The 23184-nt window shown below is 71.2% G+C and carries 24 protein-coding genes; 10 read left to right on the forward strand and 14 right to left on the reverse strand.

All coding sequences use genetic code 11. From position 1 onward, the window contains the following. Positions 1 to 9: 9 nt before the first annotated feature. From AC3WQM_RS23315 to AC3WQM_RS23335, 5 genes are all read left to right on the forward strand, one after another. Entirely contained in the window at positions 10 to 1113 is a 1104-nt protein-coding gene (locus tag AC3WQM_RS23315) for an NAD(P)/FAD-dependent oxidoreductase (protein WP_492682059.1), read from the forward strand. Continuing rightward, a complete protein-coding gene (locus AC3WQM_RS23320; RefSeq protein ID WP_492682061.1) occupies positions 1110 to 1358 on the forward strand; it encodes a (2Fe-2S)-binding protein in 249 nt (82 codons plus the stop codon). Before AC3WQM_RS23315 ends, AC3WQM_RS23320 begins: the two co-directional genes overlap by 4 nt. Continuing rightward, positions 1355 to 2629 carry an FAD-dependent oxidoreductase gene (locus AC3WQM_RS23325; protein ID WP_492682063.1) on the forward strand — a complete coding sequence of 425 codons (1275 nt, stop codon included), beginning with the start codon at positions 1355 to 1357 and terminating at the stop codon, positions 2627 to 2629. The genes AC3WQM_RS23320 and AC3WQM_RS23325 overlap by 4 nt, the downstream gene beginning before the upstream one ends. Then, complete coding sequence (locus tag AC3WQM_RS23330) at positions 2626 to 3342, forward strand: GntR family transcriptional regulator (RefSeq protein ID WP_373866845.1); 717 nt, start codon at positions 2626 to 2628, stop codon at positions 3340 to 3342. Before AC3WQM_RS23325 ends, AC3WQM_RS23330 begins: the two co-directional genes overlap by 4 nt. 79 nt (positions 3343 to 3421) lie before the next feature. Continuing rightward, positions 3422 to 4348, forward strand: coding sequence for a fatty acid desaturase family protein (locus tag AC3WQM_RS23335; RefSeq protein WP_492682065.1), 927 nt, complete (start codon positions 3422 to 3424; stop codon positions 4346 to 4348). A 4-nt stretch (positions 4349 to 4352) separates the two neighbouring features. Here the strand turns inward: AC3WQM_RS23335 and AC3WQM_RS23340 are convergent, their stop codons facing one another. Further along, positions 4353 to 5249, reverse strand: coding sequence for an EamA family transporter (locus tag AC3WQM_RS23340; RefSeq protein WP_492682067.1), 897 nt, complete (start codon positions 5247 to 5249; stop codon positions 4353 to 4355). An 88-nt stretch (positions 5250 to 5337) separates the two neighbouring features. Here AC3WQM_RS23340 and AC3WQM_RS23345 point away from each other — a divergent pair, with 88 nt between their 5' ends. Then, positions 5338 to 6273 carry a LysR family transcriptional regulator gene (locus AC3WQM_RS23345; protein ID WP_492682069.1) on the forward strand — a complete coding sequence of 312 codons (936 nt, stop codon included), beginning with the start codon at positions 5338 to 5340 and terminating at the stop codon, positions 6271 to 6273. On the opposite strand, the gene AC3WQM_RS23350 is transcribed toward AC3WQM_RS23345, so the two are convergent. The 8 genes from AC3WQM_RS23350 to AC3WQM_RS23385 form a co-directional block, all read right to left on the reverse strand. Then, entirely contained in the window at positions 6162 to 7376 is a 1215-nt protein-coding gene (locus AC3WQM_RS23350) for an acyltransferase family protein (protein WP_492682071.1), read from the reverse strand. The two genes, AC3WQM_RS23345 and AC3WQM_RS23350, sit on opposite strands and share 112 nt — an antisense overlap. A 34-nt stretch (positions 7377 to 7410) precedes the next feature. Continuing rightward, entirely contained in the window at positions 7411 to 8433 is a 1023-nt protein-coding gene (locus AC3WQM_RS23355; protein WP_492682073.1) for a MerR family transcriptional regulator, read from the reverse strand. Between the two features lie 18 nt (positions 8434 to 8451). Further along, entirely contained in the window at positions 8452 to 8772 is a 321-nt protein-coding gene (locus tag AC3WQM_RS23360; RefSeq protein ID WP_492682075.1) for a hypothetical protein, read from the reverse strand. 88 nt (positions 8773 to 8860) lie between these two features. Further along, the gene (locus AC3WQM_RS23365) at positions 8861 to 9031 is read right to left on the reverse strand and encodes a hypothetical protein (RefSeq protein WP_180288607.1); all 171 of its coding nucleotides are present in this window, start codon (positions 9029 to 9031) and stop codon (positions 8861 to 8863) included. 96 nt (positions 9032 to 9127) lie between these two features. Further along, the gene (gene dbpA, locus AC3WQM_RS23370) at positions 9128 to 10570 is read right to left on the reverse strand and encodes an ATP-dependent RNA helicase DbpA (protein ID WP_492682077.1); all 1443 of its coding nucleotides are present in this window, start codon (positions 10568 to 10570) and stop codon (positions 9128 to 9130) included. A 121-nt stretch (positions 10571 to 10691) separates the two neighbouring features. Next, positions 10692 to 10961, reverse strand: coding sequence for a translation initiation factor IF-1 (gene infA / locus AC3WQM_RS23375; RefSeq protein ID WP_099794175.1), 270 nt, complete (start codon positions 10959 to 10961; stop codon positions 10692 to 10694). Positions 10962 to 11019: 58 nt separating this feature from the next. Beyond that, positions 11020 to 11277 carry a hypothetical protein gene (locus AC3WQM_RS23380; RefSeq protein WP_099794174.1) on the reverse strand — a complete coding sequence of 86 codons (258 nt, stop codon included), beginning with the start codon at positions 11275 to 11277 and terminating at the stop codon, positions 11020 to 11022. 389 nt (positions 11278 to 11666) lie between these two features. Further along, the gene (locus tag AC3WQM_RS23385) at positions 11667 to 12908 is read right to left on the reverse strand and encodes an MFS transporter (protein ID WP_492682079.1); all 1242 of its coding nucleotides are present in this window, start codon (positions 12906 to 12908) and stop codon (positions 11667 to 11669) included. Between the two features lie 87 nt (positions 12909 to 12995). Between AC3WQM_RS23385 and pdxR the strand changes: the two genes are divergently transcribed. Then, positions 12996 to 14462, forward strand: a complete 1467-nt coding sequence (gene pdxR / locus AC3WQM_RS23390) for a MocR-like pyridoxine biosynthesis transcription factor PdxR (protein ID WP_492682081.1) — start codon at positions 12996 to 12998, stop codon at positions 14460 to 14462. A gap of 9 nt (positions 14463 to 14471) precedes the next feature. Here pdxR and AC3WQM_RS23395 read toward each other — a convergent pair whose 3' ends face one another. Continuing rightward, entirely contained in the window at positions 14472 to 14948 is a 477-nt protein-coding gene (locus AC3WQM_RS23395) for an Lrp/AsnC family transcriptional regulator (protein ID WP_492682083.1), read from the reverse strand. A 120-nt stretch (positions 14949 to 15068) separates the two neighbouring features. Between AC3WQM_RS23395 and AC3WQM_RS23400 the strand changes: the two genes are divergently transcribed. Then, positions 15069 to 16367, forward strand: coding sequence for an aspartate aminotransferase family protein (locus AC3WQM_RS23400; protein ID WP_492682085.1), 1299 nt, complete (start codon positions 15069 to 15071; stop codon positions 16365 to 16367). On the opposite strand, the gene AC3WQM_RS23405 is transcribed toward AC3WQM_RS23400, so the two are convergent. Continuing rightward, the gene (locus AC3WQM_RS23405) at positions 16364 to 17416 is read right to left on the reverse strand and encodes a sugar phosphate isomerase/epimerase family protein (RefSeq protein ID WP_492682087.1); all 1053 of its coding nucleotides are present in this window, start codon (positions 17414 to 17416) and stop codon (positions 16364 to 16366) included. The two genes, AC3WQM_RS23400 and AC3WQM_RS23405, sit on opposite strands and share 4 nt — an antisense overlap. A 105-nt stretch (positions 17417 to 17521) precedes the next feature. Here AC3WQM_RS23405 and AC3WQM_RS23410 point away from each other — a divergent pair, with 105 nt between their 5' ends. Then, positions 17522 to 18409, forward strand: coding sequence for a gamma-glutamyl-gamma-aminobutyrate hydrolase family protein (locus AC3WQM_RS23410; protein ID WP_492682089.1), 888 nt, complete (start codon positions 17522 to 17524; stop codon positions 18407 to 18409). A gap of 18 nt (positions 18410 to 18427) precedes the next feature. Here AC3WQM_RS23410 and AC3WQM_RS23415 read toward each other — a convergent pair whose 3' ends face one another. From AC3WQM_RS23415 to AC3WQM_RS23425, 3 genes are read right to left on the reverse strand one after another with little or no spacing between them, the layout of a single operon-like run. Next, positions 18428 to 19942, reverse strand: a complete 1515-nt coding sequence (locus AC3WQM_RS23415; RefSeq protein ID WP_492682091.1) for a class I adenylate-forming enzyme family protein — start codon at positions 19940 to 19942, stop codon at positions 18428 to 18430. A 19-nt stretch (positions 19943 to 19961) separates the two neighbouring features. Further along, positions 19962 to 21602, reverse strand: coding sequence for an acyl-CoA dehydrogenase family protein (locus tag AC3WQM_RS23420; protein WP_492682093.1), 1641 nt, complete (start codon positions 21600 to 21602; stop codon positions 19962 to 19964). A gap of 37 nt (positions 21603 to 21639) precedes the next feature. Next, entirely contained in the window at positions 21640 to 22476 is an 837-nt protein-coding gene (locus AC3WQM_RS23425) for a thioesterase family protein (protein WP_492682095.1), read from the reverse strand. Positions 22477 to 22548: 72 nt separating this feature from the next. Between AC3WQM_RS23425 and AC3WQM_RS23430 the strand changes: the two genes are divergently transcribed. After that, the gene (locus AC3WQM_RS23430; protein WP_492682097.1) at positions 22549 to 23181 is read left to right on the forward strand and encodes a TetR/AcrR family transcriptional regulator; all 633 of its coding nucleotides are present in this window, start codon (positions 22549 to 22551) and stop codon (positions 23179 to 23181) included. Positions 23182 to 23184: the final 3 nt, after the last annotated feature.

Consider the following 23184-nt stretch of genomic DNA (forward strand, 5'->3'; position numbering starts at 1 on the left):
CCGGGGCGCATGGACGCGGACGTCATCGTCATCGGCGCCGGCATCGTCGGCGCGGCGTGTGCCCATGCGCTGGCGCAGGCCGGGCGCCGCGTGCGCGTGCTCGACGCGCGCCTGGGCGGGGCCACCGGCGCGGGCATGGGCCACCTCGTGGTGATGGACGACAACGCGGCCGAGCTCGAACTCAGCCGCCATTCGGTCGCGCAATGGCGCGCCCTCGCGCCGCGCCTGGGCGCCGACTGCGCCTACAGCCCCTGCGGCACGCTCTGGATCGCGGCAAACGACGAAGAGATGGCCGAGGCCGAGCGCAAGCAGCAACGGCTGGGCGCGCTCGGCATCGAGAGCCGGCTGCTGGGCGCGAGCGAACTCGCGCGCGCCGAGCCCGCCCTGCGCGCTGGCCTGTCGGGCGCGCTCGAAGTGCCGGGCGACGGCATCCTCTATGCGCCGAACGCGGCGCGCTGGCTGCTCGCGGAGCACGCCGCGTCGGTGCAGGTCGAGCACGCGAAGGTCGAGGCCATCGAGGACGACGGCACGCTGCGCCTGGCCGATGGCAGCCGCCGCACCGCGCCGCAGGTCGTGCTCGCCAACGGCATCGAGGCGACGACGCTGTGTCCCGAGCTGCCGATCCGCCCCAAGAAGGGCCACCTGCTCATCACCGACCGCTACCCGGGCACGGTGCGCCACCAGCTCGTCGAGCTCGGCTACGTGACCAGCGCGCACCACAGCGACGGCGACTCGGTCGCCTTCAACGTGCAGCCGCGCCCCACGGGGCAGCTGCTGGTGGGCTCGTCGCGCCAGTTCGACACGACCGACCTGGCCGTCGAGGCGCCGATGCTCGCGCGCATGCTGCAGCGCACGCTCGACTACCTGCCGGGGCTCGCCGATCTGAACGTCGTGCGCGCATGGACCGGCCTGCGCGCCGCCTCGCCCGACGGCCTGCCGCTGCTGGGCAGGCACCCGTGGCGCGAGAAGCTCTGGCTCGCGGTCGGCCACGAAGGGCTGGGCGTGACCACGGCACCGGGCAGCGCGCACGTGCTCGCGGCGCTGATGACCGGCACGGCGCCCGATTTCGACGCCGCGCCGTATGCGCCACGTGGCCTGCGGGAGCGGGCATGAGCGATCAGACCTTGCTGCACATCGATGGCCAGCCCGTGCGCGTGAAGGCGGGCAGTTCGGTCGCCGCCGCCCTGCGCGTCGCCGGCGGCACGGGCGCGGCGCGCACCTCCGTCACGGGCCAGCCGCGCGCGCCGTTCTGCGGCATGGGCGTGTGCCAGGAATGCCGCGTGCAGATCGACGGGCGGCGCCGCCTCGCCTGCCAGACCGTGTGCGCCGAGGGCATGCGCGTGGAGACGACGGCATGAGCGGCGCGGCGATCGACACCTGCGATGTGCTGGTCGTCGGCGCGGGCCCCGCGGGCATGGCCGCGGCCGTGGCGGCGGCGTCCAGTGGCGCGTCGGTCGTGGTGATCGACGACAACCCCGCGCCCGGCGGACAGATCTGGCGCGACGGCCCCGGCGCGTCGCTGCCGCCGGCGGCACGCCAGTGGCGCGAGGCGCTCGCACGCCACGCGAACCTCCGCGTGCGCAGCGGCACGCGTGTCGTCGCCGCGCCAGCCTCCCACGAGTTGCTGCTCGAAGACGCCGAAGGTGCGGCGCGCGTGCAGTGGAAAAAACTGATCCTGTGCACCGGCGCCCGCGAACTGCTGCTGCCCTTCCCCGGCTGGACGTTGCCCGGCGTGACGGGCGCGGGCGGGCTGCAGGCGCTGATCAAGGCCGGCCTGCCAGTCGAGGGCGAGCGCATCGTCGTCGCGGGCAGCGGGCCCTTGCTGCTGGCCGCCGCCGCCACCGCCAAGGCGGCGGGTGCGCAGGTGCTGCGCATCGCCGAGCAGGCCTCGTTCGCCTCGGTCGCGGCCTTCGCCGCCAGCCTCGTGCGCTGGCCCGGCAAGGCCGTGCAGGCGCTCACGCTGGCCGACACGCAGTACCGCACGGCGTCGCGCATCGTCTCGGCACAGGGCACGGCGCAGGTTGAATCGGTGCGGCTGCGCCAGGGCAGCCGCGAGGTCGAGATGGCCTGCGACCGCATCGCCTGCGGCTTCGGGCTCACACCCAACACGCAACTCGGCCAGCTGCTCGGCTGCGCGCTGGCAGGGCCGGGGCTCGCGGTCGATGCGCTTCAGGCCACGAGCGTCGCGGGCATCTACGCCGCTGGCGAATGCACCGGCTTCGGCGGCAGCGAGCGCGCGCTGGTGCAGGGCACCATCGCCGGCCACGCGGCCGTTGGCGAGACCGCCCAGGCCCGCGCGCACGATCGCGAACGCGCCCGCTGGGGCGCCTTCGCTGCCCAGCTGCACCGCCGCTTCGCGCTGGCCGACGACCTCAAGGCCCTGCCCCGCCCCGACACGCTCGTGTGCCGCTGCGAGGACGTGCCCTTTGCCGCGCTTGCGGCCTGCACCGGCTGGACCGATGCCAAGCTGCACCGCCGCTGCGGCATGGGCGCTTGCCAGGGGCGCGTCTGCGGCGACGCGGCGCAGTTCCTGTTCGGCTGGACGCCGCCCGCGCCGCGCCCGCCGCTGGTGCCGGTCCGCATCGAGACACTGGCCGGGCTCGCAGCGCCCGGCGACGCCCGACAATGACGGCCCCGCCTCAGTACACGCACGAGCACATCCACATCCCCACCATGGCCGCCCCGAAGACCGCTCCCCGACCCCCGCCCAAGCGCCGCGCGGCCGACCTGGCCTACGACGCCATCGAGGCGCTGCTGTCCACCATGCAGCTGGAGCCCGGCAGCCAGATCGTCGAGGCCGAGCTGGCCGAGCGCACGGGCCTGGGCCGCACGCCGGTGCGCGAGGCGCTGATGCGCATGGTGTCGATCGGTCTCATCGTGCAGCAGCCGCGCCGCGGCCTGCTGGTGTCGACCATCGACCTGGCCGACCACCTGGACGTGATCCAGACCCGCCGCGTGCTCGAGCGGCTGATTGCGGCCTGCGCCGCGCGCCGCGCCACCGCGCCGCAGCGCCAGGCCATCGTGCGCTGCGCCGAGGCCATGGTCGAAGCCGCAGGCCGCGGCGACCTGAACGACTACATGCAGGCCGACCGCGCGCTCGACCTCGTCACCCACCAGGCGAGCCACAACGACTCGGCGGTGAAGGCGGTGGTGCCGCTGATCGTGCAGTGCCGGCGCTTCTGGTACGCCTACCAGCACGAGGGCGAGATCGTCGAGGGCGCCAACGCGCACCTCGAACTGGCGCAGGGCATCGCCACCGGCGACGAGGCCGCGGCCATCGCGGGCGCCGAGCGGCTCATGGACTACCTCGAAGTCTTCGCCCGGAAAATCATCGACAAGTAGGCCGAAGGGCCTCGCTCCCGGGCGTTCCCATCGGGGAACTACGCGTGATCTGCCCGCGCCTTCGCCGCATACTGGCCCGATGGCCGCTGCACCCCGCGCTCGACCCGACGATTTCTTCACCCCCGACGAGTGGCAATCGCTCACCACGCGTTCGTCGTGGCGGGGCCTGTGGCTGGTGGCGCACTGTTGGGGCGTGATCGGCGCCGCGATGCTCGTGGGCATCGTGTGGCCGTGGACGATCCCGCTCATGGTGCCGATCGTCGGCACGCGCCAGCTGGGCCTGTTCATCCTCATGCACGACGCCGCGCACGCGGGGCTGCACCGCAATCGCAAGGTCAACGACTGGGTGGGCTACTGGCTGTGCTCGCCCACGCTGCGCGACTACCGGCCGTATCACCTGCAGCACCACCGCTTCGTGCAGCAGACCGAAGACCCGGATCTGGTGCTGTCGGCGCCCTTTCCGATCTCGCGCGACTCGATGTGGCGCAAGGTCGTGCGCGACCTGAGCGGCCAGACCTTCTACAAGCAGCGCTTCGGCCACATCGCCGACGGCATTCGTCAACGTGCGCCGGGCGAATCGGCGCTGCGCGTGTTCGGGCGCGAGCTGGCGAAGGACCGGCGTTTTCTCATCGGCAACGGCCTGGGCCTGCTGGCCTTCGCCGTGGCGGGCTACTGGTGGGCCTGGGTGGCGATGTGGCTGCTGCCGATGGCCACCTGGCTGCCGCTCGTGAGCCGCGTGCGCAACATCGCCGAGCATGCGCTGGTGGCGCAGAACGAGGCCGACCCGCTGCGCCAGGCGCGCACCACGCACGCCGGCTGGCTCGAACGCATCTTCGTGGCGCCCTACTGGGTCAACTACCACTGCGAGCACCACATGTTCACCAACCTGCCCTGCTGGGCGCTGCCGAAGGCGCACCGCCTGCTGCAGCGCCAGGGCGCGACCGCGCGCATGGAAGTGCAGCCGGGCTACCTGAGCCTGCTGCGCCGCGCCGCGCCGGTGGGCTGAAACCTCAGCGGCTGGGTGCGGGCTGCGCCGCCGCCACCGGCTGCGCACCGCGCTGCGCCTGCTGGCTCAGCCAGATGCTCGCGATCACGATGCCGATGCCCGCCATCTGCCAGCCCGAGAGGCTCTGGCCCAGCAAGGCCCAGCCCAGGATCACCGCCGTCACCGGGCTCAGGAAGGCCAGCGGCGCGATCGCCGAGGGCTCCAGCCGCGCCACGCCGCGGAACCACACGATGTAGGTGAGCGCGGCGCCGACCAGGCCGAGCCAGGCGAAGCCGACCCAGTTCATCGCCGTGAGCGCCGGCAGCGGCGGTTCCAGCCACAGCGCCACCGGCAGCAGCAGCAGCCCGCCGGCCGTCAGCTGCCAGGCCGTGAAGGTCAGCGCCGACACCGGCGGCTGCCAGCGGCGGCTCAGCACCGTGCCGAAGGCCATCGACACCGCCGCCGTGAGCGCCGCGGCGATGCCCAGCGCGTCGAGCGCGGCGTTCGGCGTGAGCACCAGCAGCGCCACGCCGCCCATGCCGATCACGGCCGCCGCCACCGACAGCGCGCGCACCGGCGCGCCCAGCAGCAGGCCGGCCAGGAACACCACGAACAGCGGCTGCACCGAGGTGATGGTGGCCGCCACGCCGCCCGGCAGCCGGTAGGCGGCCAGGAACAGCATCGCCCACAGCACCGAGAAGTTCAGCGCCCCCAGCAACAGGATGCGCCCCCACCACGCCCGGGGCGGCAGTTGGCGCACGATGAGCATCAGCAGCAGGCCCGCCGGCAGCGCGCGCAGCAGCGCCACCGTCAGCGGGTAGTTCGCCGGCAGCAGCTCGGTGGTCACGATGTAGGTGCTGCCCCAGACCGCGGGCGCGATCGCGGTGAGCAGGACGTCGGTGGTGCGGTTGTTGGAGGTCATGGCTCGAATCTAGGCCGTTGACCTGTGGTTGTGAATGCTCGAATAATGAATTGATTCTTTACTGCCAGTCGTCAATCGAGCGCCGGCCATGGACCATCTCACCGCCCTCAAGGTCTTTCGCACCACCGCTGCGGCGGGCAGCTTCGCCGGCGCCGCGCGGCAGCTGGGGCTGTCGGCGGCGGCCGTCAGCAAGAACATCGCCGAGCTGGAGGCGCACCTGAAGGTGCGGCTGATCAACCGCACCACGCGCAGCATGAGCCTCACCGAGGCCGGCGCGGCCTACGTGGAGCGGCTCGCGCGCATCCTCGACGACCTGGACGAGGCCGACGCCGCGCTGGCGCCCGTGGGCGCGAGCCCGGGCGGCGTGCTGCGCGTGAGCGCGCCGCTGACCTTTGCGCTGACCTGCATCTCGCCGCACATCCCCGCCTTCATGGCGCGCCACCCCAACCTGCGGCTCGAGCTGAACCTGCAGGACACCCGCATCGACCTGATCGGCGAGGGCTACGACCTCGCGATCCGCGGCAGCGACCGGCTGGAAGACTCGAGCCTGGTCGCGCGCGAGCTCATGACCATGACCCACGTGCTGTGCGGCGCACCCGGCTACTTCGCGGCCCACGGCCGGCCGGCCGCGCCCGAAGACCTGAAGGCCCACGAGTGCGTGCAGTTCACCCTGTCGGGCCACGCGAACAAATGGACCTTCCGTCGCGCCGGGCGCAGCGTGGCGGTGCCGATCGACGGGCGCTACAAGGTCAGCTCCAGCATCGCCGTGCGCGACGCGCTGCTCGCCGGCTTCGGCCTGAGCCTGGTGCCGCGCATCTATGTCGAGCAGGAGCTGGCGGCGGGCCGGCTCGAAGCCGTGCTCGAGGACTGGGAGGCCGACCGCACGCCGGTGTACGCCGTCTACCCCTCGCGTCACCTGGCGGCGAAGACGCGCGCCTTTGTCGACTTCCTGCTGGAGCGGTTTGCGGCGCGGCGACCATTCAGCAGCCGGCCGATGAAGGTGTGGCGCACCATCAGCTGGTAGCTCGCCAGCGCCACGAGCGAGGTGGCCGCGATGTTTAGGCCCATCTTCGAGAGCGCCCCCAGGGGCGCGTTGAACAGCAGGATGCCGAAGCCGATGGTGCCGAGCATGTGCACGAGATACACCCAGTACGAGCTTTCTGAGAGGTATGCGAGCACCGCGTTCTGGCGCGGCAGGTAGCGCACAAAGCCGCCGATCAGCGCCAGGCTCCAGAGCCACGAGGTCGCGTTGTAGGCGAAGGCGATCCAGAACTCGGGGTGCGGCAGGCGGTGCGCATCGGGCCCGCGCAGCGCGCCCAGCAGCGCGAGCGTCACAAGGAAGAAGATCAGCCCGGCCAGCGCATGGCCGGTGCAGCGCGCAGCGAAGCGCGCGAGCAGGCGCTCCTGATCGCGGTGCAGGTACCAGCCGAACACGAAGAACAGGCCGCTTTGCACCCACTCGGCGAACGGCGGCAGGAACGCGCCGCTCTCCATCACGAAGCCGGACGGATGGAAGGCGCCCGTCGCCGCCAGCGGCAGCGCCAGCACCGCGAAGCCCCAGCGGCGTTCCGCCAGCACTGCGAAGCCGCGGGCGATGGCATCGCGCAGTTGTACCGGCACGAAACGCTGCAGCCGCACGCCGGCCCAGGCCAGCACGCTGAACCAGAACAGCTGGTAGAGGAACCACAGGTGCATGGTGTTGAAGGGCGAACCGCCGGGTTGCCGCGCAGGCGTGAGTGCGGTGTCGATGCCCGGCACGCCGCGCACGGTCAGGTGGATGTAGACCATCGCCAGCACCGTGGTCCCCACGAAGAGCAGCGGCCAGAAGATCGCGAAGGGCAGCGCGAGCCGCAGGCTGCGGTTCTTCAGCATGCCGTGGGCGCCGCGCCGCTCGACCAGCAGCGCGACGAAGAAGCCCGCCAGCACGAAGAACACCGGCATGCGAAAGCTGTGGATGAAGAGCAGCAGCAGGTCGGCGACCGGCGAGGTCTTCGGGTCGCGCCAGGGCAGCGGCGAGGCGACGGTGAGGTGGTTGATGGCCACGTGCAGCACGATGCCGAGCCACATCATCAGGGCGCGCAGGTTGTCGAGCGCGTGGAGCCGTTGGGGGGTGTGTGCGTTGTTCATGCGGCCCACTCTCGAGCCTCACGCAACGTCAGGGTCAAGGGGGTGTGGTGGCGTCGGGCCGGGCCAGGGCCAAGGCGCGCAGCAGGTACTCGCGCACGGCGGGCGTGGCGACCGCGCCGGCCTGCAGCACCGGCTCCGCGGCCATCGCCTGCATCAGCCGGGCCGCCAGGGCCGGGTCGTGGTCGGTGAAGGCCTCGAAGAGCTGTGCCCAGGCGCGCGCGATGGCCTGCACGGCGGCGTCGCCGGGCGCAACGCCGCGCGCCTGCAGGTCGGCGAGTTCGTGCGCCAGCCGGCGCCATTCGTCGTCGGGCGGCGGGCCGAGCCGCGCGAGGTCGTCGGTGCTCAGGTGACGCAGCAGCGCGGCCATGCGCAGGCCGATGGCCTGTTCGATGTAGGCGATGAGTTCGGCCGACGGCCCGTTGTCGAGCCGCACCACCGGCTCGCGCCGGTACATCTCGCCCCAGCGCGCGACACGGTCGAAGTTGCTGTCCATCCAGAGGCCCATCAGCGTCATCCAGCGGGCGGCCAGCGGCTGCAGCTGCGAGGCGTCGGCCGGCACGCCGCCGGCCATGCAGGCCGTCACCTCGGCGATCAGCGGCGGCCACAGCGCGGCCACGGCCTTCCCGTTGGTCATCAGCGACTGGACTTCGGCCGGGCTGAAATAGCGCGCGTAGGTGCTCATCTGCTCCAGCGTGGCCAACCAGTCCTGCGGGCCGGGCGGGTCGCCGTCGCTCAGGCGCTGTTCGAGCAGGCCGAGCCGTTCGCGCAGCGCCGTGGCCTGGGCGATCTGCTCGTCGAGCGAGACGATCTGGCGCCGGAGAATGTCCGGCAGCGCCCCACCCTGCGCCGCCAGCAGGCCGCCGATGTCGGCCAGCGGCAGGCCCAGCAGCCGCAGCGCCTGGATCGCGTGCAGGCGGCCGATGTCGGTGGCGTCGTAGAGCCGGTAGCCGGCCTCGGAGCGCGCCGAGGGCACGAGCAGGCCGATGGCGTCGTAGTGGTGCAGCGTGCGCACCGTGAGGCCGGTGCGCCTGGCGAGTTCTCCGACCTTGAGCCGCACCGTGCGCCTCTGCTTTTTCTAATCGTCGGCGGCGACGGGCTCGGGGCCGGGCCAGCCCAGCAGTTCGGCCAGCCGCTGCACGATCCATTCGGCCTCGGCGGGCGACACGCCGGATTCCGGCGTGGCGAGCCCCGCGTGGATGCGCCGCAGGATCTCGCTTTCGACCGGCACCTCGGTGTGGTGCTGGATCTGCGCATGGCCCACGAGGTGACCGGCGAGGTCTTCGCAGATCTCGTAGCGCGCGCGCACCACATCGATCGGCTCGCTCAGGCGCTGGCGCGCGTCGCTGTAGACCGCGAAGAACGAGGGCGGAATGTAGATCTGGTTGTCGTCCGACATGGCGGCCTTGTTTTAAGCGGGCCCAATGACAAAACGCGCCCGGGGGCGCGTTCGTCGTGGCTCCGAAGAAAGAGCCGTGGGGGCTGGATCAGCCGCCCTTGGTGGGGCGCTTGCCCGGGTTCTTCTTGCTGCGCGTGGCGGTGCCGCGTTCCAGGCTGACCTTCTGGCCACCACCGGTGCGAGGCGCGGTGTAGCCGGGCATGGGGGTCGGCTTCGGGCTGGCAAGACGGTCGGCTTCGGTACGGATTTTCTTGGGCATGGAAAGCTCGGATAAAAAAGATGTTCGACCCTCAATTAGGCCACATCGGCAGATTTCACATGCCAAGAGGCGAAACGGCGGGCCATGGGAGGGGTGTCAGGTCGACTGCGGTGTCAGCAGGCGGACCCTGACGCTCTTGCCTTTCACACGCCCGTTGTCGAGCTTGCGTGCGGCTTCTTCGGCAATGCTGCGGTCCACCGCAACATAGGTCGAGTACTCGTTGACGTTGATCTTGCCGACCTGCTCCTTGGCATAGCCGCAGTCGCCGGTCAGCGCGCCCAGCACGTCGCCGGCGCGGATCTTTTCCTTGCGCCCGCCGACGATCTGCAGCGTGGCCATGGGCGGCGTGAGCGGCGCGCCCTTCGCGGGCGTGAGCTCGGCCAGGTTGTGCCATTCGGACTCGCGGCCCTGCAGCTGCTCGATCTTCCCGACGAAGCCCATCTCGTTCATGCTGGCCAGGTTGAGCGCCAGGCCTTCCGAGCCGCCCTGCTGGCCCACGCGGCCGGTGCGGCCCACGCGGTGGATGTGGATCTCGGAGTCGGGCGTCACGTCGACATTGATCACCGCTTCGAGGTGCGAGATGTCCAGGCCGCGCGCCGCCACGTCGGTGGCCACGAGCACCGAGCAGCTGCGGTTGGCGAACTGCACCAGCACCTGGTCGCGCTCGCGCTGCTCCAGCTCGCCGAACAGCGCCATCGCGCTGAAGCCCTGCGCCTGCAGCACCTCGACGAGGTCGCGGCACTGCTGCTTGGTGTTGCAGAAGGCCAGCGTGCTCACGGGACGGAAATGGTCGAGCAGCAGGCTCACGGTGTGCAGCCGCTCGCTGTCCTTCACCTGGTACCAGCGCTGGCGGATCTTGCTGCCTTCATGCTGGGCCTGCACCGTGATCTGCTCGGGGCTCTTCATGAACTGCTGCGCGAGCTTGGCGATGCCTTCGGGGTACGTGGCCGAGAACAGCAGCGTCTGGCGTTCCTTGGGGCACTGGCGCGCCACCGTCACGATGTCGTCGAAGAAGCCCATGTCGAGCATGCGGTCGGCCTCGTCGAGCACCAGCGTGTTGAGCGCCGAGAGGTCGAGGTTGCCGCGCTCCAGGTGGTCCATGATGCGGCCCGGCGTGCCCACGACGATGTGCGCGCCGTGCTCCAGGCTGGCGACCTGCCCGCGCAGCGCGACGCCGCCGCAGAGCGTGACCACCTTGATGTTTTCTTCGGCGCGCGCCAGTCGGCGGATTTCGGTCGTGACCTGGTCGGCCAGCTCGCGCGTGGGGCACAGCACCATCGCCTGGATGGCGAAGCGGCGCGGGTTCAGGTTGGACAGCAGCGCCAGCGCGAAGGCGGCGGTCTTGCCGCTGCCGGTCTTGGCCTGGGCGATCAGGTCCTTGCCGAGCAGGGCGGGCGGCAGTGCGGCGGCCTGGATGGGCGTCATCTGCGTGTAGCCGAGCTGGGTGAGGTTGGCCAGCATCTGGGGCGACAGCGCCAGCGTGGCAAAGCCGTGGGGTTCGGCCTGGAGGCCGCCGGCTGGGGAGGTGGTGGTGTTCATCGTTCGGCAGCCGGAGACAGACAGGAAGACGGAGGAGCAAAAAAAGTGACGGCCCGGAAAAGACAAAGGCCTTGCAGGGCCCCCTCCGGGAGGGCGCTCTGCAAGGCCGGCCGGGCGTCGCTCAGCGGCGGGGCGAGTTGTTGCCCGAGTTGGTCGGCGGGGGACCGCGGCGTTCCAGGTGACGGAACGTGATGCGGCCCTTGGTCAGGTCGTAGGGCGAGAGCTCGAGCGAGACCTTGTCGCCGGCCAGGATGCGGATGTGGTGCTTGCGCATCTTGCCGCCGCTGTAGGCGATCAGCTGGTGACCGTTGTCGAGCGTGACGCGGTAGCGCGAGTCGGGCAGGACTTCGGTCACTGCGCCGTTCATTTCGATCAGTTCTTCCTTGGGCATAAGTGATTACCTCTGAATCGTTCGATGTGTGTTGGAGATGGAATTGGGTGCAATTGTTTCAGGCCGCGCACGGAAGTGCGAGAGGGGCCACGGGTGCGCGTTCGCGCACCCAGCCCAGGCCCTGTTCGATGGCGTAGCCGAGCGCCGCGGCGTGGCTGGCAAAGCGCGGCGTGAAGCGCATCACGCGGTCGTGCATGCCGCTGCCGTGGCCGGAGCGGATCGAGACGGAAGCGGCATAGCCGCCGTCGTCCTGGTGTCGAATGAGCGGGGAAACAAGGTACTTGCCCACCGCGATACTGTGTTGAATGATGTCCATGAAGCCTTGGCGCCACGCGCAGAGACAGCGCGCGAAGAGCCTGAAAAATAATTGAAAACGGACGCGGACCGGCCGCAACGGCGCGGGGGATGCGCAATTCGCTTCAACAGGAACGAAGGCAGTGGTGGCAATCATGGGCGCCCGGTCTGGCGCTCCAACACACTGTGAAGCCGGCTTGAAAATGAGAGGCCTGAAGAATCCAAGGACAGTGCAGGTCAGCCGGCGGGAGTGACGAAATTCTTCGTCGTGGTATCGAAACGAACCCGACATTATAGCTTGCAGGGCATGACAGTTGCTTGTCTTAAAAACAACGCCTGCATGAAAAAGGCCCCGAAGGGCCGTCCACCTTGCGATAGTAGCTATTAAAAATATAGCAATGTATCGCAAGGTCAGGCGCAGGCCGATGCCGGCGAGGCCGGCAGCGCCGCCGACCGGGTCCGCCGCGCCGCGCGCCACAGCAGCACCAGCCCCGCCAGCTGGGCGGCGGCGCCCACCCAGCCCACCGCGCTCACGCCGACCCACGCGATCGTCGCGCCGCCCAGCCCCGAGCCCGCCGCGATGCCCAGGTAGACCGCCGACGCGTTGAGCGACAGCGTCATCGGCGCACGATCGGGCGCCAGCCGGATCAGCCGCACCGCCTGCGCCGGACCGAAGCCCCAGCCGGCGAAGCCCCACAGCGCCGACAGGCCCACGATCAGCGGCAGCGCCAGCCCGCGCGGCAGCATCTGCGCGGCGAACGAGAGCCCGCCCATGATCACCACCAGCGCCAGCGCGAAGCCCCGCGCCATGCGGTCGGCGCCGAAGCGGTCGGTGGCCCAGCCGCCGGTCGCGGTGCCCAGCGCCGCGGCCACGCCGATCGCGAAGAACACCGCGCCCACGCCCTCGGCCCCGAAGCCCAGCGTGTGCCCGAGGAACAGCGCGATGTAGGTGTAGAAGCTGAAGCCGCCCGTGGCCCACAGCACCGTGGCCAGCAGCGCCGGCGCCACGCCGGGTTCGCGTGCCACGGCGAAGGCCGGGGCACGCGGGGCTGCGTCGGCTGGGGCCTGCGCCAGCGTGCGCGGCAGCCCCACGAACAGGCCCCAGGTGGCCAGCGCCGCCACCGCGGCGATCAGCAGGTAGGCCGTGCGCCAGCCGCCCCAGCCCGCGATCCAGGCGCCCAGCGCCACCGCCACGGTGCCGCCGCCGGTCACGATGGCCAGCGCCCGGCCGCGCAGCGCGGGCGACACCATCGCCGCCGCCACCGCGCTGGCCGTCGGCAGGAACACGCCCGCCACCAGCCCGAGCGCGACGCGCGCCAGGGCCAGCTGTGCGATGCCGTGCGCCATCGAGGCCGCCGCCGTGAGGCCCGCGAAGGTCGCCAGGCTGGCGATGAGCAGCGGGCGGCGCCCGAAGCGCGCGAGCAGCGCGGCCATCAGCGGCGAGCCGATCGCATAGCTCAGCGCGAACAGCAGCACCAGCTGGCCGGCCCGCGCGGCGCTGACCTGCAGGTCGGCCGCCAGCACCGGCAGCAGGCCGGCGACCATGAAGCTTTCGGTGCCGATGGCGAAGGCGCCCAGCGCGAGCCAGGCCAGGCCCAGGGGCAGGCGTTCGGCGGGCGGTTGCTGCTGTGAGGTTTCAGGAGCGGTGTGCATGGTGAAGGACTCCATGGATAAGTGTTCCAAGGCCTCCAGAATAGGATTGCAGGCGGCTCTTCAAAAGAACCACAATCGGCAAAGATCATGGAGCCACTTTTCGAGCTTGCCCTGCGCCTGCCGGCCGCCGGTTCGCGCGACCTGCTGCGCGCGCTGCACCGCCAGCTGCGCGACGCCATCCTCGACGGCCGGCTGCAGCCCGGCGCGCGCCTGCCCGCCACGCGCGCGCTGGCGCAGCGGCTGGGCGTGTCGCGCAACACCATGCTGGCGGCCTACGACCTGCTATTGAGCGAGGGCTACCTGCTGGCGCGCCCGGGCTCCGGCACCTACGTGGCCGACACGCTGCCCGCGTTGCGGCGCGGCCGGGCCGCGCCGAAGGAGGCGGGCGCCGCGCCCCGGCGCGATCCGCGGCTGGTGCCGCTGAACCTGCCCGGCGCCGACCTCGCCCCCACGCTGCAACCGCGGGCCGCGCGCGACGACTTCCGCGTCGGCCTGCCCGATGTCGGCGCCTTTCCGTTCGACATCTGGCGCCGCCTGTCCGACCGCGCGCTGCGCCGCGTCGCGCGCCAGACCGCCGACTACGCCGACCCGCAGGGCCAGGGCGCCCTGCGCGAGGCGATCGCGGCGCATGTGTCGTTCACGCGCGCGGTCGGCTGCACGGCCGACGACATCGTGGTCACGGCCGGCGCGCAGCAGGCCTTCGGGCTGCTGGCGCGCATCCTGGTGGTGCCGGGGCGCACGGTGGTGGCGGTCGAGCAGCTGTTCTATCCCTCGCTGCGCGAGGCCATGCTGGCGGCCGGCGCGAAGGTGGTCGCGGTGCCGACCGACAACGAAGGCCTGTGCGTGGACCGCATCCCGCCCGAGGCGCGCGTGGTCTGCGTCACGCCCTCGCACCAGTTCCCCACCGGCGTGGCGATGTCGCCGCCGCGCCGGGCCGCGCTGCTGGCCTTTGCGCGGGCGCGCAACGCCGTGCTCATCGAGGACGACTACGACAGCGAGTTCCGCTTTGCCGGCCGCCCGCTCGACGCGCTGCAGACGCTCGACCGCGCCGGCTCGGTGTTCTACGTCGGCACCTTTTCCAAGAGCCTGTTCCCCGCGCTACGCCTGGGCTTCGTGGTGGCGCCGCCCTGGGCCCGCGCGGCGCTGGTGCGGGCGCGCGAACTGGCCGACTGGCACGGCCCGGTGCTCGGACAGGAGGCGCTCGCGGCCTTCATTGCCGAAGGGCACCTGGCGCGCCACATCCGCCGCATGCGCAAGCTGTACGGCGCGCGCCGCAGCTCCCTGCTCGACGCGCTGGCGCGCCACGGCGCGGGCCGGCTCGAGGCGATCCCGTCCGATGCCGGCCTGCACTTGTCGGCCTGGCTGCACGGCGGCGCGCGCGACCATGTGGTGGTCGAGCGTGCCGCGGCGGCCGGCATCACCTTGCCGCCGCTGTCGCGCTTCGCACTCGATCCGCAGGCGCCCGACGCGCCCAACGGGCTGGCCTTCGGCTATGGCTTGATAGCCGAATCGCAGATCGACGGCGCGATCCGGCGGCTGGTGCGCCTGCTGTAGCGCGTGGGCTCAGGCGCTGTCCAGCGGCAGCCGGGTCGTGAACTTGGTGGTCGACAGCACGATGTCGCTCGAGTAGTTCTCCAGCGCCAGCGCGTCGCCCAGCTGCTCCTGTGCGAAGGCCTGGTAGTCGGGCAGCGAGCGCGCGCAGATCACGAGCACGAAGTCGGTCTCGCCGGCCACGCAGTGGCATTGCAGCACCTGCGGCAGCGCATGCACCTTGCGCTCGAAGGCCCCGATCGCCTCGCGCGTGGTGCTGCGCAGCGACACGCGCGAGATCACCAGCACCGGAAAGCCCACGCGCGCGGCATCGAGGATCGCCACCTCCTCGCGGATCACGCCTGCGCGCCGCAGCCGCTGCACGCGCTTGAGGCAGGCCGAGGGCGAGAGGTTCACGCGCTCGGCCAGCGTCTGGTTCTGCAGGCCCGCGTCGGCCTGCAGTTCGGCCAGGATGCACTGGTCGATGCGATCGAGGGTGCCGGTTTTCATGGTGCCGCCAGTGTGGCGCAAGGCGCGCGCAATCGGCTTCGTTTTCGGGCCCGCACAACGACACCGGATTTCTCGGCCGATGGCTACGCTGGGGCTCCCCCGACGAACAAGGAGCATCCAATGGCCGAAGGCGCAACCTACGACCCCGTGGTCAGCAAGCACCTCGTGCGCTACGGCATGGGGCTGAGCCCGCATGTCATCGTCAAGGCGCGCGGCGCCACGCTGTGGGACGCGCAGGGGCGCGAGATCCTCGACTTCACCTCGGGCCAGATGTGCGCCACCATCGGCCACAACCACCCGCGCATCGTCGCGGCCATCGAGAAGGCCTGCGAAGGCGCGCTGCACCTGTACAGCGGCTTCGTCGGGCCGGCCGTGCCGGCGCTGGCCGGGCGGCTGGCGGCGATGCTGCCGCCGTCGCTGTCGAAATCGCTGTTCCTGTCCACCGGCGGCGAGGCCAACGAGGCCGCCGCGCGCATGGCCCGCGTGGCCACCGGCCGCTACGAGATCGTGGGCCTGAACGGCGGCTGGCACGGCGTGAACGGCGGCATGGCCGCACTCACCTTCGCGGGCCGGCACCACGTCGACTACGGGCCGCGCAAGCCCGGCACCATGTCGATCCCCGCGCCGAACTGCTACCGCTGCCCCATCCGCCATTGCCGCGACGCCTGCGACACCACCTGCCTCGATGTCGGCTTCGACATGGTCGATGCGCAGTCCAGCGGCTCGCTCGCGGCCTTCATCGCCGAGCCGGTGCTGAGCTCGGGCGGCGTGATCGTGCCGCCGCCCGGCTACTTCCCGAAGCTGCAGGCCAAGTGCCGCGAGCGCGGCATGCTGCTCATCCTGGACGAAGCGCAGACCGCCTTCGGCCGACTGGGCAGCAACTTCGCGTTCGAGCAAATGGGCGTGGTGCCCGACTTCCTTACCGTGTCGAAGACGCTGGGCGGCGGCCTGGCCATCGGTGCCACGGTCACCAGCGAAGCGATCGAACAGGATTGCCACGAGAAGGGCTTCGTGCACGTCACCTCGCACGTGTCCGACCCGCTGCCGGCCGAGGTCGGGCTGGCGGTGCTCGACGTGCTCGAGGAAGAAGGGCTCAACCAGCGCGCCGCCGCCATGGGCGAGCGCCTGAGCCGGGGCCTGGCCACGCTGAAGGCGCGGCACGAGGTGATCGGCGACGTGCGCGGTCACGGCCTGCTGCAGGGCGTGGAACTGGTGAAGGACCGCGAGACCCGCGAACCCGACGCCGAGCGCGGCCGCGCCATCACCGACGCCTGCATGGCGCGCGGCCTGAGCATGAACATCGTGGCCGTCGGCGGCATGGCGGCCGTGTGGCGCATCGCGCCGCCGCTGAACGTGAAGCCGGAGGAAATCGATCGCGGCCTCGAAATACTCGACGACGCGATCCGGGCGGTGAGTTAGATCCCGAGCATCCGCCGGTTCGCCGCCACGTCCGCCCCGCCGGCCGCGAAGTCGTCGAAGGCGCGGTCGGCCACGCGGATGATGTGGTCGCGGATGAAGGCGGCGCCCTCGCGCGCGCCGTCTTCCGGGTGCTTGATGCAGCACTCCCATTCGAGCACCGCCCAGCCCGGGAAGTCGTACTGCGCCATCTTCGAGAAGATGGCCTTGAAGTCGACCTGCCCGTCGCCCAGCGAGCGGAAGCGCCCGGCCCGGTTGATCCAGCTCTGGAAACCGCCGTACACGCCCTGCTTGCCGGTCGGGTTGAACTCGGCGTCCTTCACGTGGAAGAGCTTGATGCGCTCGTGGTAATGGTCGATGTAGGCCAGGTAATCGAGCTGCTGCAGCACGAAGTGGCTCGGGTCGTACAGCAGGCAGGCGCGCGGGTGGTTGCCCACGCGCTCCAGGAACATCTCGTAGCTCACGCCGTCGTGCAGGTCTTCGCCGGGATGGATCTCGTAGCCCACGTCGACGCCCACGGCGTCGAAGGCATCGAGGATCGGGCGCCAGCGGCGCGCCAGTTCGTCGAAGGCTTCCTCGATGAGGCCGGCCGGGCGCGGCGGCCACGAATACAGGTACGGCCAGGCCAGCGCGCCCGAGAAGGTCGCGTGCGCCGTGAGCCCGAGGTTGGCCGAGGCCTTGGCCGCATGGTGCAGCTGCTGCACCGCCCACTGCTGGCGCGCGACGGGGTTGCCGCGCACCTCGGGCGCCGCAAAGCCATCGAAGCCCGCGTCGTAGGCCGGGTGCACCGCGACCAGCTGACCCTGCAGGTGGGTCGAGAGCTCGGTGATCTCCAGGCCGTGACCCGCGAGCAGGCCCTTGATCTCGTCGCAGTAGGTCTTGCTCTCGGCGGCGCGCTTCAGGTCGATGAGGCGCGTGTCCCAGCTGGGGATCTGCACGCCCTGGTAGCCGAGGCCCGCGGCCCATCCGGCGATGGCGTCGAGCGAGTGGAACGGGGCCGTGTCGCCCGCGAACTGGGCCAGGAAAATGCCCGGCCCCTTGATCGTCTTCATGCGTGTCTCCTGATGCGCCGCACAGCATACTTCGGGGGTTCGGCTGACACACGACCGAAGTTCGATGGGCGCACAATGAACTTTGTCCACAGGGAACCCATCGACATGTCTCAGCCTGTCGCCGCCCGGCTCAAGATCGGCTTGTCCGCCTGCTTCTCGCACGCCGACCCGGCCCGCTCGCTTTTCACGAACAAGACGCTGCAGTACGTCGAACAATCGATCGCGCATTGGCTCATGTCGGCCGGCGCGATGGTGGTGATGGTGCCCTGCCCCACGGGCGCAACGGCGCGCGGCGACACCAAGCTGTCGCACTACGCCGAGTGGCTCGACGGCGTGGTGATGCACGGCGGCGCCGACGTCTGGCCCGGCAGCTACGGCGAGGAGCCTTTGAAAGACGCCTGGATCGGCGACCAGATCCGCGACCTGTACGACCTCGCGCTGGTCGAGGCCTTCGAGCAGGCCGGCAAGCCGATCTTCGGCGTGTGCCGCGGCCTGCAGCTGATCAACGTGGCCTTCGGCGGCACGCTCTACCAGGACATCGAGGAACAGCACGGCCACCCCGAGACGGTGCGCCACCGCGACCCGGTGACCTACGACCAGAACTTCCACCAGATCGAGATCGTGCAGGGCACGCGCCTGTCGAAGCTGTACCCCGAGGTGCACACGGCGCGCGTCAACAGCATCCACCACCAGGGCATCAAGGGGCTCGCGCCGGGCTTCGAGGTCGAGGCCTGGAGCCTGCCCGACCGCGTGCCCGAGGCCATCCGCCGCCGGCCCGAGAAAGGGCGCGGCTACATCGCGGCGACCCAGTGGCACCCGGAGTTCCACAAGTACGGCAGCACCGAGACGGTGGACGACACGCCCATCCTGCACGACTTTTTATGGGCCTGCGCCACCGCCCGCGTGGCGCCGCGCACGAGCATGCGCGAGATGCAGGGGCGCATTCGCAACCGGGCGTCCCGGTTGCTGCGGCAGGCGTTGTTGCGGCGCTGAGCGAAGCGCCGCTGCGCGTCAGGCTGCGTCGCGCAGCTGGTGCTTCAGCAGCTTGCCCGTCGCCGTGCGCGGCAGGCTCTCGCGCACTTCGAAGATGCGCGGAATCTTGTAGCGCGCCAGCCGGTCTTCGAGAAAGCGCACCAGCTCGCGCGCCTCGAGCGCGCGCCCGCCGCGCGCCACCAGCACGGCCGTCACGGTCTCGCCCCACTCGGGGTGCGGTCGGCCGATGACGGCCACGTCCTGCACGTCGGGGTGGGCGCCCAGCGCGTCTTCCACTTCCTTCGAATAGACGTTCTCGCCGCCCGTGATGATCATGTCGCGCAGCCGGTCGACGATGAACAGGAAGCCGTCCTCGTCCACCCGCGCCAGGTCGCCCGTGCGGTACCAGCCTTGCGCGTCGAAGGCCTCGGCGCTCGCCTGCGGGTTGTCGAGGTAGCCCTGCATCGCGGCCGGCGAACGCAGGTGGATCTCGCCGACCTCGCCCGCGCCGCAGCGCCGGCCGTCGGGGTGGCGCACCTCGATCGCCACGCCGGGCACGCCCGCGCGGCCGATCGAGCCGGCCTTGGCGATCGCGTCTTCCGGGTAGAGCACCGTGCCCAGCGGGCCCGATTCGGTCATGCCGTAGACCTGCACGAAGCGGTCGCTGCGGTAGCTGTCGGCCAGCTTGCGCGCCATGTCGGCGCCGAGCGGGCCGCCGCCGTAGGCCCATAGCCGCATCGCGCTGAAGTCGTAGCGTTGCACGTCGGGCACCACCGACAGCGGCGCCAGGAAGGCGATGGGCGCGCCGAAGGTGAAGGTGATGCGTTCTTCGGCCAGCGTGTCGAGAAAGGCCTTGGGCGCGTACTCGCGCAGCAGCACCACGGTGCCGCCCATCAGCAGCGTGCCCAGCAGCCAGTTGTTGAGCGGCGACGAATGCCACACCGGCATCGCGACCAGCGTGCGCTCGTTGCGCGTGAGCGACATGCCCGCCGCCGTGCACACCGCCGCCATGAAGACGTTGCGGTGGCTGTGCAGGCAGCCCTTGGGCTTGCCCGTGGTGCCCGAGGTGTAGAGCACCTGGGCCAGCGTGTCGGTGCCGGGCGCCGGGGCGTCGTCGCCCAGCGGCGCGGCCTGCGCCACGAGGTCGTCGAACATCGGCAGGCCGTCGGCGGCGCTGTCGGTCGCGAGCCAGTCGCAGCGGTGCGCGATGCGCGCGACGACCTGCGTGGCGAGCGTGCCGTCGGCCACGCACAGGCGCACACCCGCGTGGGCCAGCACGTAGTCGATCTCCGGCGCCTGCAGCTTGTGGTTGACCGGCACCACGGCCGCGCCGAGGCGCCAGGCGCCGAACATCGCGGCGACGAAGCCGACCGTGTTGAAGCACAGCAGCGCGACCTTGTCGCCAGGGCCCACGCCCTGGTCGCGCAGCACGGTGGCGGCGCGGCGCGAGAGGTCGGCGAACTCGGCGTAGGTCCACGCGCGGCCCGCGGCGCGCAGACATTCGTGGTCAGGCTGGGTGCGGGCGTGCTGGTCGAGCAGGGAAACGAAATCCATCCGTGTCGTCTCCGCGTGCTCAGTGCCAGGCCGCGCGCACCAGCGCGCCGGGGTCGCTGGTGCCGGCGCTGATGCCGGTCACGGGGCCCCAGTCGGGATCGAAGCGGCTCGACACGAAGGCCGCCGCCGCGAGCGGGCTCGCGTGCTGCAGCATCAGGCCGGCCTGCGCCGCGCGCACCAGCCGCTGCGTGAAGCGGCGCGCCTGGCGCTCCAGGTCCTGCGGCGCGAGCTGCACCATCTGGCGCAGGGCCTGCACCTCGGCCTGCAGGCGGGTTTCGCCGGCGGTCACTTCCTGCAGGTGGTCGAGCACGAGGTGCGCGTCGTCGGGGTTGCGCGACACGGCGCGCAGCACGTCCAGGCACATCACGTTGCCCGAGCCTTCCCAGATCGAGTTGACCGGCGCCTCGCGGAACAGGCGGCCCATCGGGCCGTCTTCCACGTAGCCGTTGCCGCCGAACACCTCCATCGCCTCGCCGGTGAGCGCCACCGCGCGCTTGCAGTTCCAGAACTTGGCGGCGGGCGTGAGCAGGCGGCGCCAGGCCGTGTCCAGCGGCGCGGGCGAGCCGAAGCGCGACGCGAGTTCCATCGCCAGCAGCGTGGCGCTTTCGGTTTCCAGCGCCATGTCGGCCAGCAGCTCGGTCATCACCGGCTGGTCGACCAGCGCCTTGCCGAAGGCGAAGCGGTTGCGTGTGTAGTGCAGCGCCTGCGCGAAGCCCTGGCGCATGAAGCCGGCGCTGGCGAGCGCGCAGTCCAGCCGCGTCACGGTGGCCATCTCGATGATGGTCGGGATGCCGCGGCCCTCGTCGCCCACCAGCACGCCCCAGGCCTCCTTGAACTCGACCTCGCTGCTGGAGTTGGAGCGGTTGCCGACCTTGTCCTTCAGGCGCTGGATGTGGATCGCGTTCTTGCTGCCGTCGGGCCGCCAGCGCGGCACGAAGAAGCACGAGGAGCCGTGCTCGTCGGTCTTGGCCAGCACCAGGTGGCCGTCGCACATCGGCGCCGAGAAGAACCACTTGTGGCCGGTGATGAGGAACTCTTCGCCCCATGGGCCCTGGCCGGCCGGCACGGCGCGCGTGGTGTTGGTGCGCACGTCGCTGCCGCCCTGCTTCTCGGTCATGCCCATGCCGACGGTCATCGAGGTCTTGCCTTCGAGCGGGATGTCGCGTGGGTCGTGCACGTGGGCGGCGAGCTTGTCGCGCAGGTCGGCGTACAGCGCGGCGTTGCGGCGCATCACGGGGATGCAGGCCTTGGTCATGGTGGTCGGGCAGGTGGAGCCCGACTCGATCTGGCTGTGCATGTACAGCGAGGCGCCGTAGCCCACCCAGGCCGAGGGCCGCTCGTCGAAGAACGGCAGGTTGGCGATGCCGTTGCGCCGCGCGATCGACATCATGGTGTGCCACGCGGGGTGGAACTGCACGCTGTCGATGCGCGTGCCGGTGCGCGAGTGGGTGTGCAGCTCGGGCTCGTGGCGGTTGGCGTCCTCGGCGGCGCGCAGCGTGGCCTCGGCGCCGTACTCGGCGCCCTGGCGCACCAGCTCGTCGTCGCGCCAGGCGGCGCCGCCGCGCCCCACCGCGCCGCGCAGCGCGGGGTCGCTGGTGTAGACGTTGTAGTCCTTGAGCTCGGGGACCTGGTTGTCGGGGTGGATGCCGGTGGTGGTCATGGCGTTGTCTCCGTGAAGCGGTGAAAGAGGGGCGTGTTCAGGTGGCGGCGGCGCGTTCGCGCACCACCAGCGTCTGGGTCGCGAGGCCGATGAGGCCGCGCGTGTCGTACAGGTGGGACACCGTGAGGCCCGCGCCGCCGGCGTGCATCTCGGTGCTGGCGCGCAGGCCGATCCACTCGCCCTCGGGCACGCGGAACAGGTTCAGGCTGAGGTCGGCGTTCGAGAACAGGAAGTCGGCGGGCGACAGCACCCAGCTCAGGCCGTTGCCGAAGTCGGCCGCCGCCGCCGCGCGCATCGCGGGCGAGGTGGTCACGCCATGCACCAGCGGCACCGCCAGCCGGAACCACGCGGCGCCCGCGCCGGGCTGCGCGATGTCGCCTTGGGCCAGGCGCGATTCGACGGCGGTCTGGTGGAACGAGAGGCCGTCGGGCAGGCCGGGAATGCGCAGGCGCTCGGTGCAGTCTTCGGGCAGCGGGCGCAGTTCGCGCGGCACGTCGCCCGCGGGCAGGTTCGACGGCAAGGTCAGCGGCGATGTCTTCAGCAGCAGCGCATGCGCGCGGGCCACCACCGTGTCGCCCGCGAGCAGGTCGATGCCCACGCGCACCGTGGCGCGCGAGGCCTGCGACTGCGTGCGCGTGGTCAGCGGTGCCACCGGCACCGGCTTCACCAGCTCCAGCGTGAGCCGCGCCAGCTGCCAGCCGGGGCCGGGCGCGGCGCGTTCGGCGATGTGCGCGAGCAGCGCGGCAGGCGCGCCACCGTGCTGCGCGCGCGGGTCCCACGGGCCGCGCGAGAGGGTGTCGGGCTGCCACGCGTCGCCCTCGCCGGTGTAGACGGCGGGGGGCGTTGTCTCGGGGGCACGGTCGGGCGAGGTCATTGCAGAATGCCTTTTGATGGGATCAAAAATTCTAGGAACAACCCGCCCCCAAGGTGTTCGGGTTCGGCGGCCATGACCGGCGCCCGTATACCCGCCGCCGCCCCGAGGAGGAAGCCGCGCCAGTCCCGCGCGCGCCACACCTCGCAGGCCTTGCAGGAAGCCTTTGTTCGGCTTTTGGTCGAGAAGGGCTACGCCGCCATCACGATCCGCGAGATCGTGGCTGTGGCGGGCACGGGCCTGGGCAGCTTCTACGAGTACTTCGAGAACAAGGAGGACCTGGCGCGCGTGTGCCTGCACCTGCGCTCCAAGGCGCTGCTGCTGGACATGCGCGCGGTCGTGGCCGCGAACGCGGGCCGGCCGTGGCGCGAGATCGTCGACGCGGTGATCGATGCGCAGCTCGACGCGCACCGCGCGCAGCCCGTGGCTTGGGGCGCGCACTACCTGCTGGAGCGGCACCTCTCCAGCCCCGAGGCCTACCGCAAGATGTACGACCGCTTCGTGGCCGAATGGGTCGGCGTGCTGGACGCGGCGGGCGATGTGCGGGCCGACGGCCCGCAGAAGAAGGAAGCGGCGCGCGTGTGCCAGACCATCATCTACGGCCTGGTCGCGCACACCCACATCGGCACGGGCGGGCGGCCCGACCTGCAGACGCTGTCACGCCAGTTGCGCGATGCGCTGCGGGGCTACCTGGCGACGGTGGCCTGAGGC

The organism is Variovorax sp. FW301-JW7 (assembly GCF_058788795.1).

Excerpts from the sequence above, each read along its gene's own strand:
- pdxR (WP_492682081.1), top strand. The coding sequence starts at position 12,996 with ATGGAGCCACTTTTCGAGCTTGCCCTGCGCCTGCCGGCCGCCGGTTCG.
- infA (WP_099794175.1), bottom strand. The coding sequence starts at position 10,961 with ATGCCCAAGGAAGAACTGATCGAAATGAACGGCGCAGTGACCGAAGTC.
- AC3WQM_RS23345 (WP_492682069.1), top strand. The coding sequence starts at position 5,338 with ATGGACCATCTCACCGCCCTCAAGGTCTTTCGCACCACCGCTGCGGCG.
- AC3WQM_RS23365 (WP_180288607.1), bottom strand. The coding sequence starts at position 9,031 with ATGCCCAAGAAAATCCGTACCGAAGCCGACCGTCTTGCCAGCCCGAAG.
- AC3WQM_RS23395 (WP_492682083.1), bottom strand. The coding sequence starts at position 14,948 with ATGAAAACCGGCACCCTCGATCGCATCGACCAGTGCATCCTGGCCGAA.
- AC3WQM_RS23415 (WP_492682091.1), bottom strand. The coding sequence starts at position 19,942 with ATGGATTTCGTTTCCCTGCTCGACCAGCACGCCCGCACCCAGCCTGAC.
- AC3WQM_RS23425 (WP_492682095.1), bottom strand. The coding sequence starts at position 22,476 with ATGACCTCGCCCGACCGTGCCCCCGAGACAACGCCCCCCGCCGTCTAC.
- AC3WQM_RS23405 (WP_492682087.1), bottom strand. The coding sequence starts at position 17,416 with ATGAAGACGATCAAGGGGCCGGGCATTTTCCTGGCCCAGTTCGCGGGC.
- AC3WQM_RS23380 (WP_099794174.1), bottom strand. The coding sequence starts at position 11,277 with ATGGACATCATTCAACACAGTATCGCGGTGGGCAAGTACCTTGTTTCC.
- AC3WQM_RS23320 (WP_492682061.1), top strand. The coding sequence starts at position 1,110 with ATGAGCGATCAGACCTTGCTGCACATCGATGGCCAGCCCGTGCGCGTG.
- AC3WQM_RS23400 (WP_492682085.1), top strand. The coding sequence starts at position 15,069 with ATGGCCGAAGGCGCAACCTACGACCCCGTGGTCAGCAAGCACCTCGTG.
- AC3WQM_RS23360 (WP_492682075.1), bottom strand. The coding sequence starts at position 8,772 with ATGTCGGACGACAACCAGATCTACATTCCGCCCTCGTTCTTCGCGGTC.
- AC3WQM_RS23350 (WP_492682071.1), bottom strand. The coding sequence starts at position 7,376 with ATGAACAACGCACACACCCCCCAACGGCTCCACGCGCTCGACAACCTG.
- AC3WQM_RS23340 (WP_492682067.1), bottom strand. The coding sequence starts at position 5,249 with ATGACCTCCAACAACCGCACCACCGACGTCCTGCTCACCGCGATCGCG.
- AC3WQM_RS23325 (WP_492682063.1), top strand. The coding sequence starts at position 1,355 with ATGAGCGGCGCGGCGATCGACACCTGCGATGTGCTGGTCGTCGGCGCG.
- AC3WQM_RS23410 (WP_492682089.1), top strand. The coding sequence starts at position 17,522 with ATGTCTCAGCCTGTCGCCGCCCGGCTCAAGATCGGCTTGTCCGCCTGC.
- AC3WQM_RS23335 (WP_492682065.1), top strand. The coding sequence starts at position 3,422 with ATGGCCGCTGCACCCCGCGCTCGACCCGACGATTTCTTCACCCCCGAC.
- AC3WQM_RS23385 (WP_492682079.1), bottom strand. The coding sequence starts at position 12,908 with ATGCACACCGCTCCTGAAACCTCACAGCAGCAACCGCCCGCCGAACGC.
- AC3WQM_RS23430 (WP_492682097.1), top strand. The coding sequence starts at position 22,549 with ATGACCGGCGCCCGTATACCCGCCGCCGCCCCGAGGAGGAAGCCGCGC.
- dbpA (WP_492682077.1), bottom strand. The coding sequence starts at position 10,570 with ATGAACACCACCACCTCCCCAGCCGGCGGCCTCCAGGCCGAACCCCAC.
- AC3WQM_RS23420 (WP_492682093.1), bottom strand. The coding sequence starts at position 21,602 with ATGACCACCACCGGCATCCACCCCGACAACCAGGTCCCCGAGCTCAAG.
- AC3WQM_RS23315 (WP_492682059.1), top strand. The coding sequence starts at position 10 with ATGGACGCGGACGTCATCGTCATCGGCGCCGGCATCGTCGGCGCGGCG.
- AC3WQM_RS23330 (WP_373866845.1), top strand. The coding sequence starts at position 2,626 with ATGACGGCCCCGCCTCAGTACACGCACGAGCACATCCACATCCCCACC.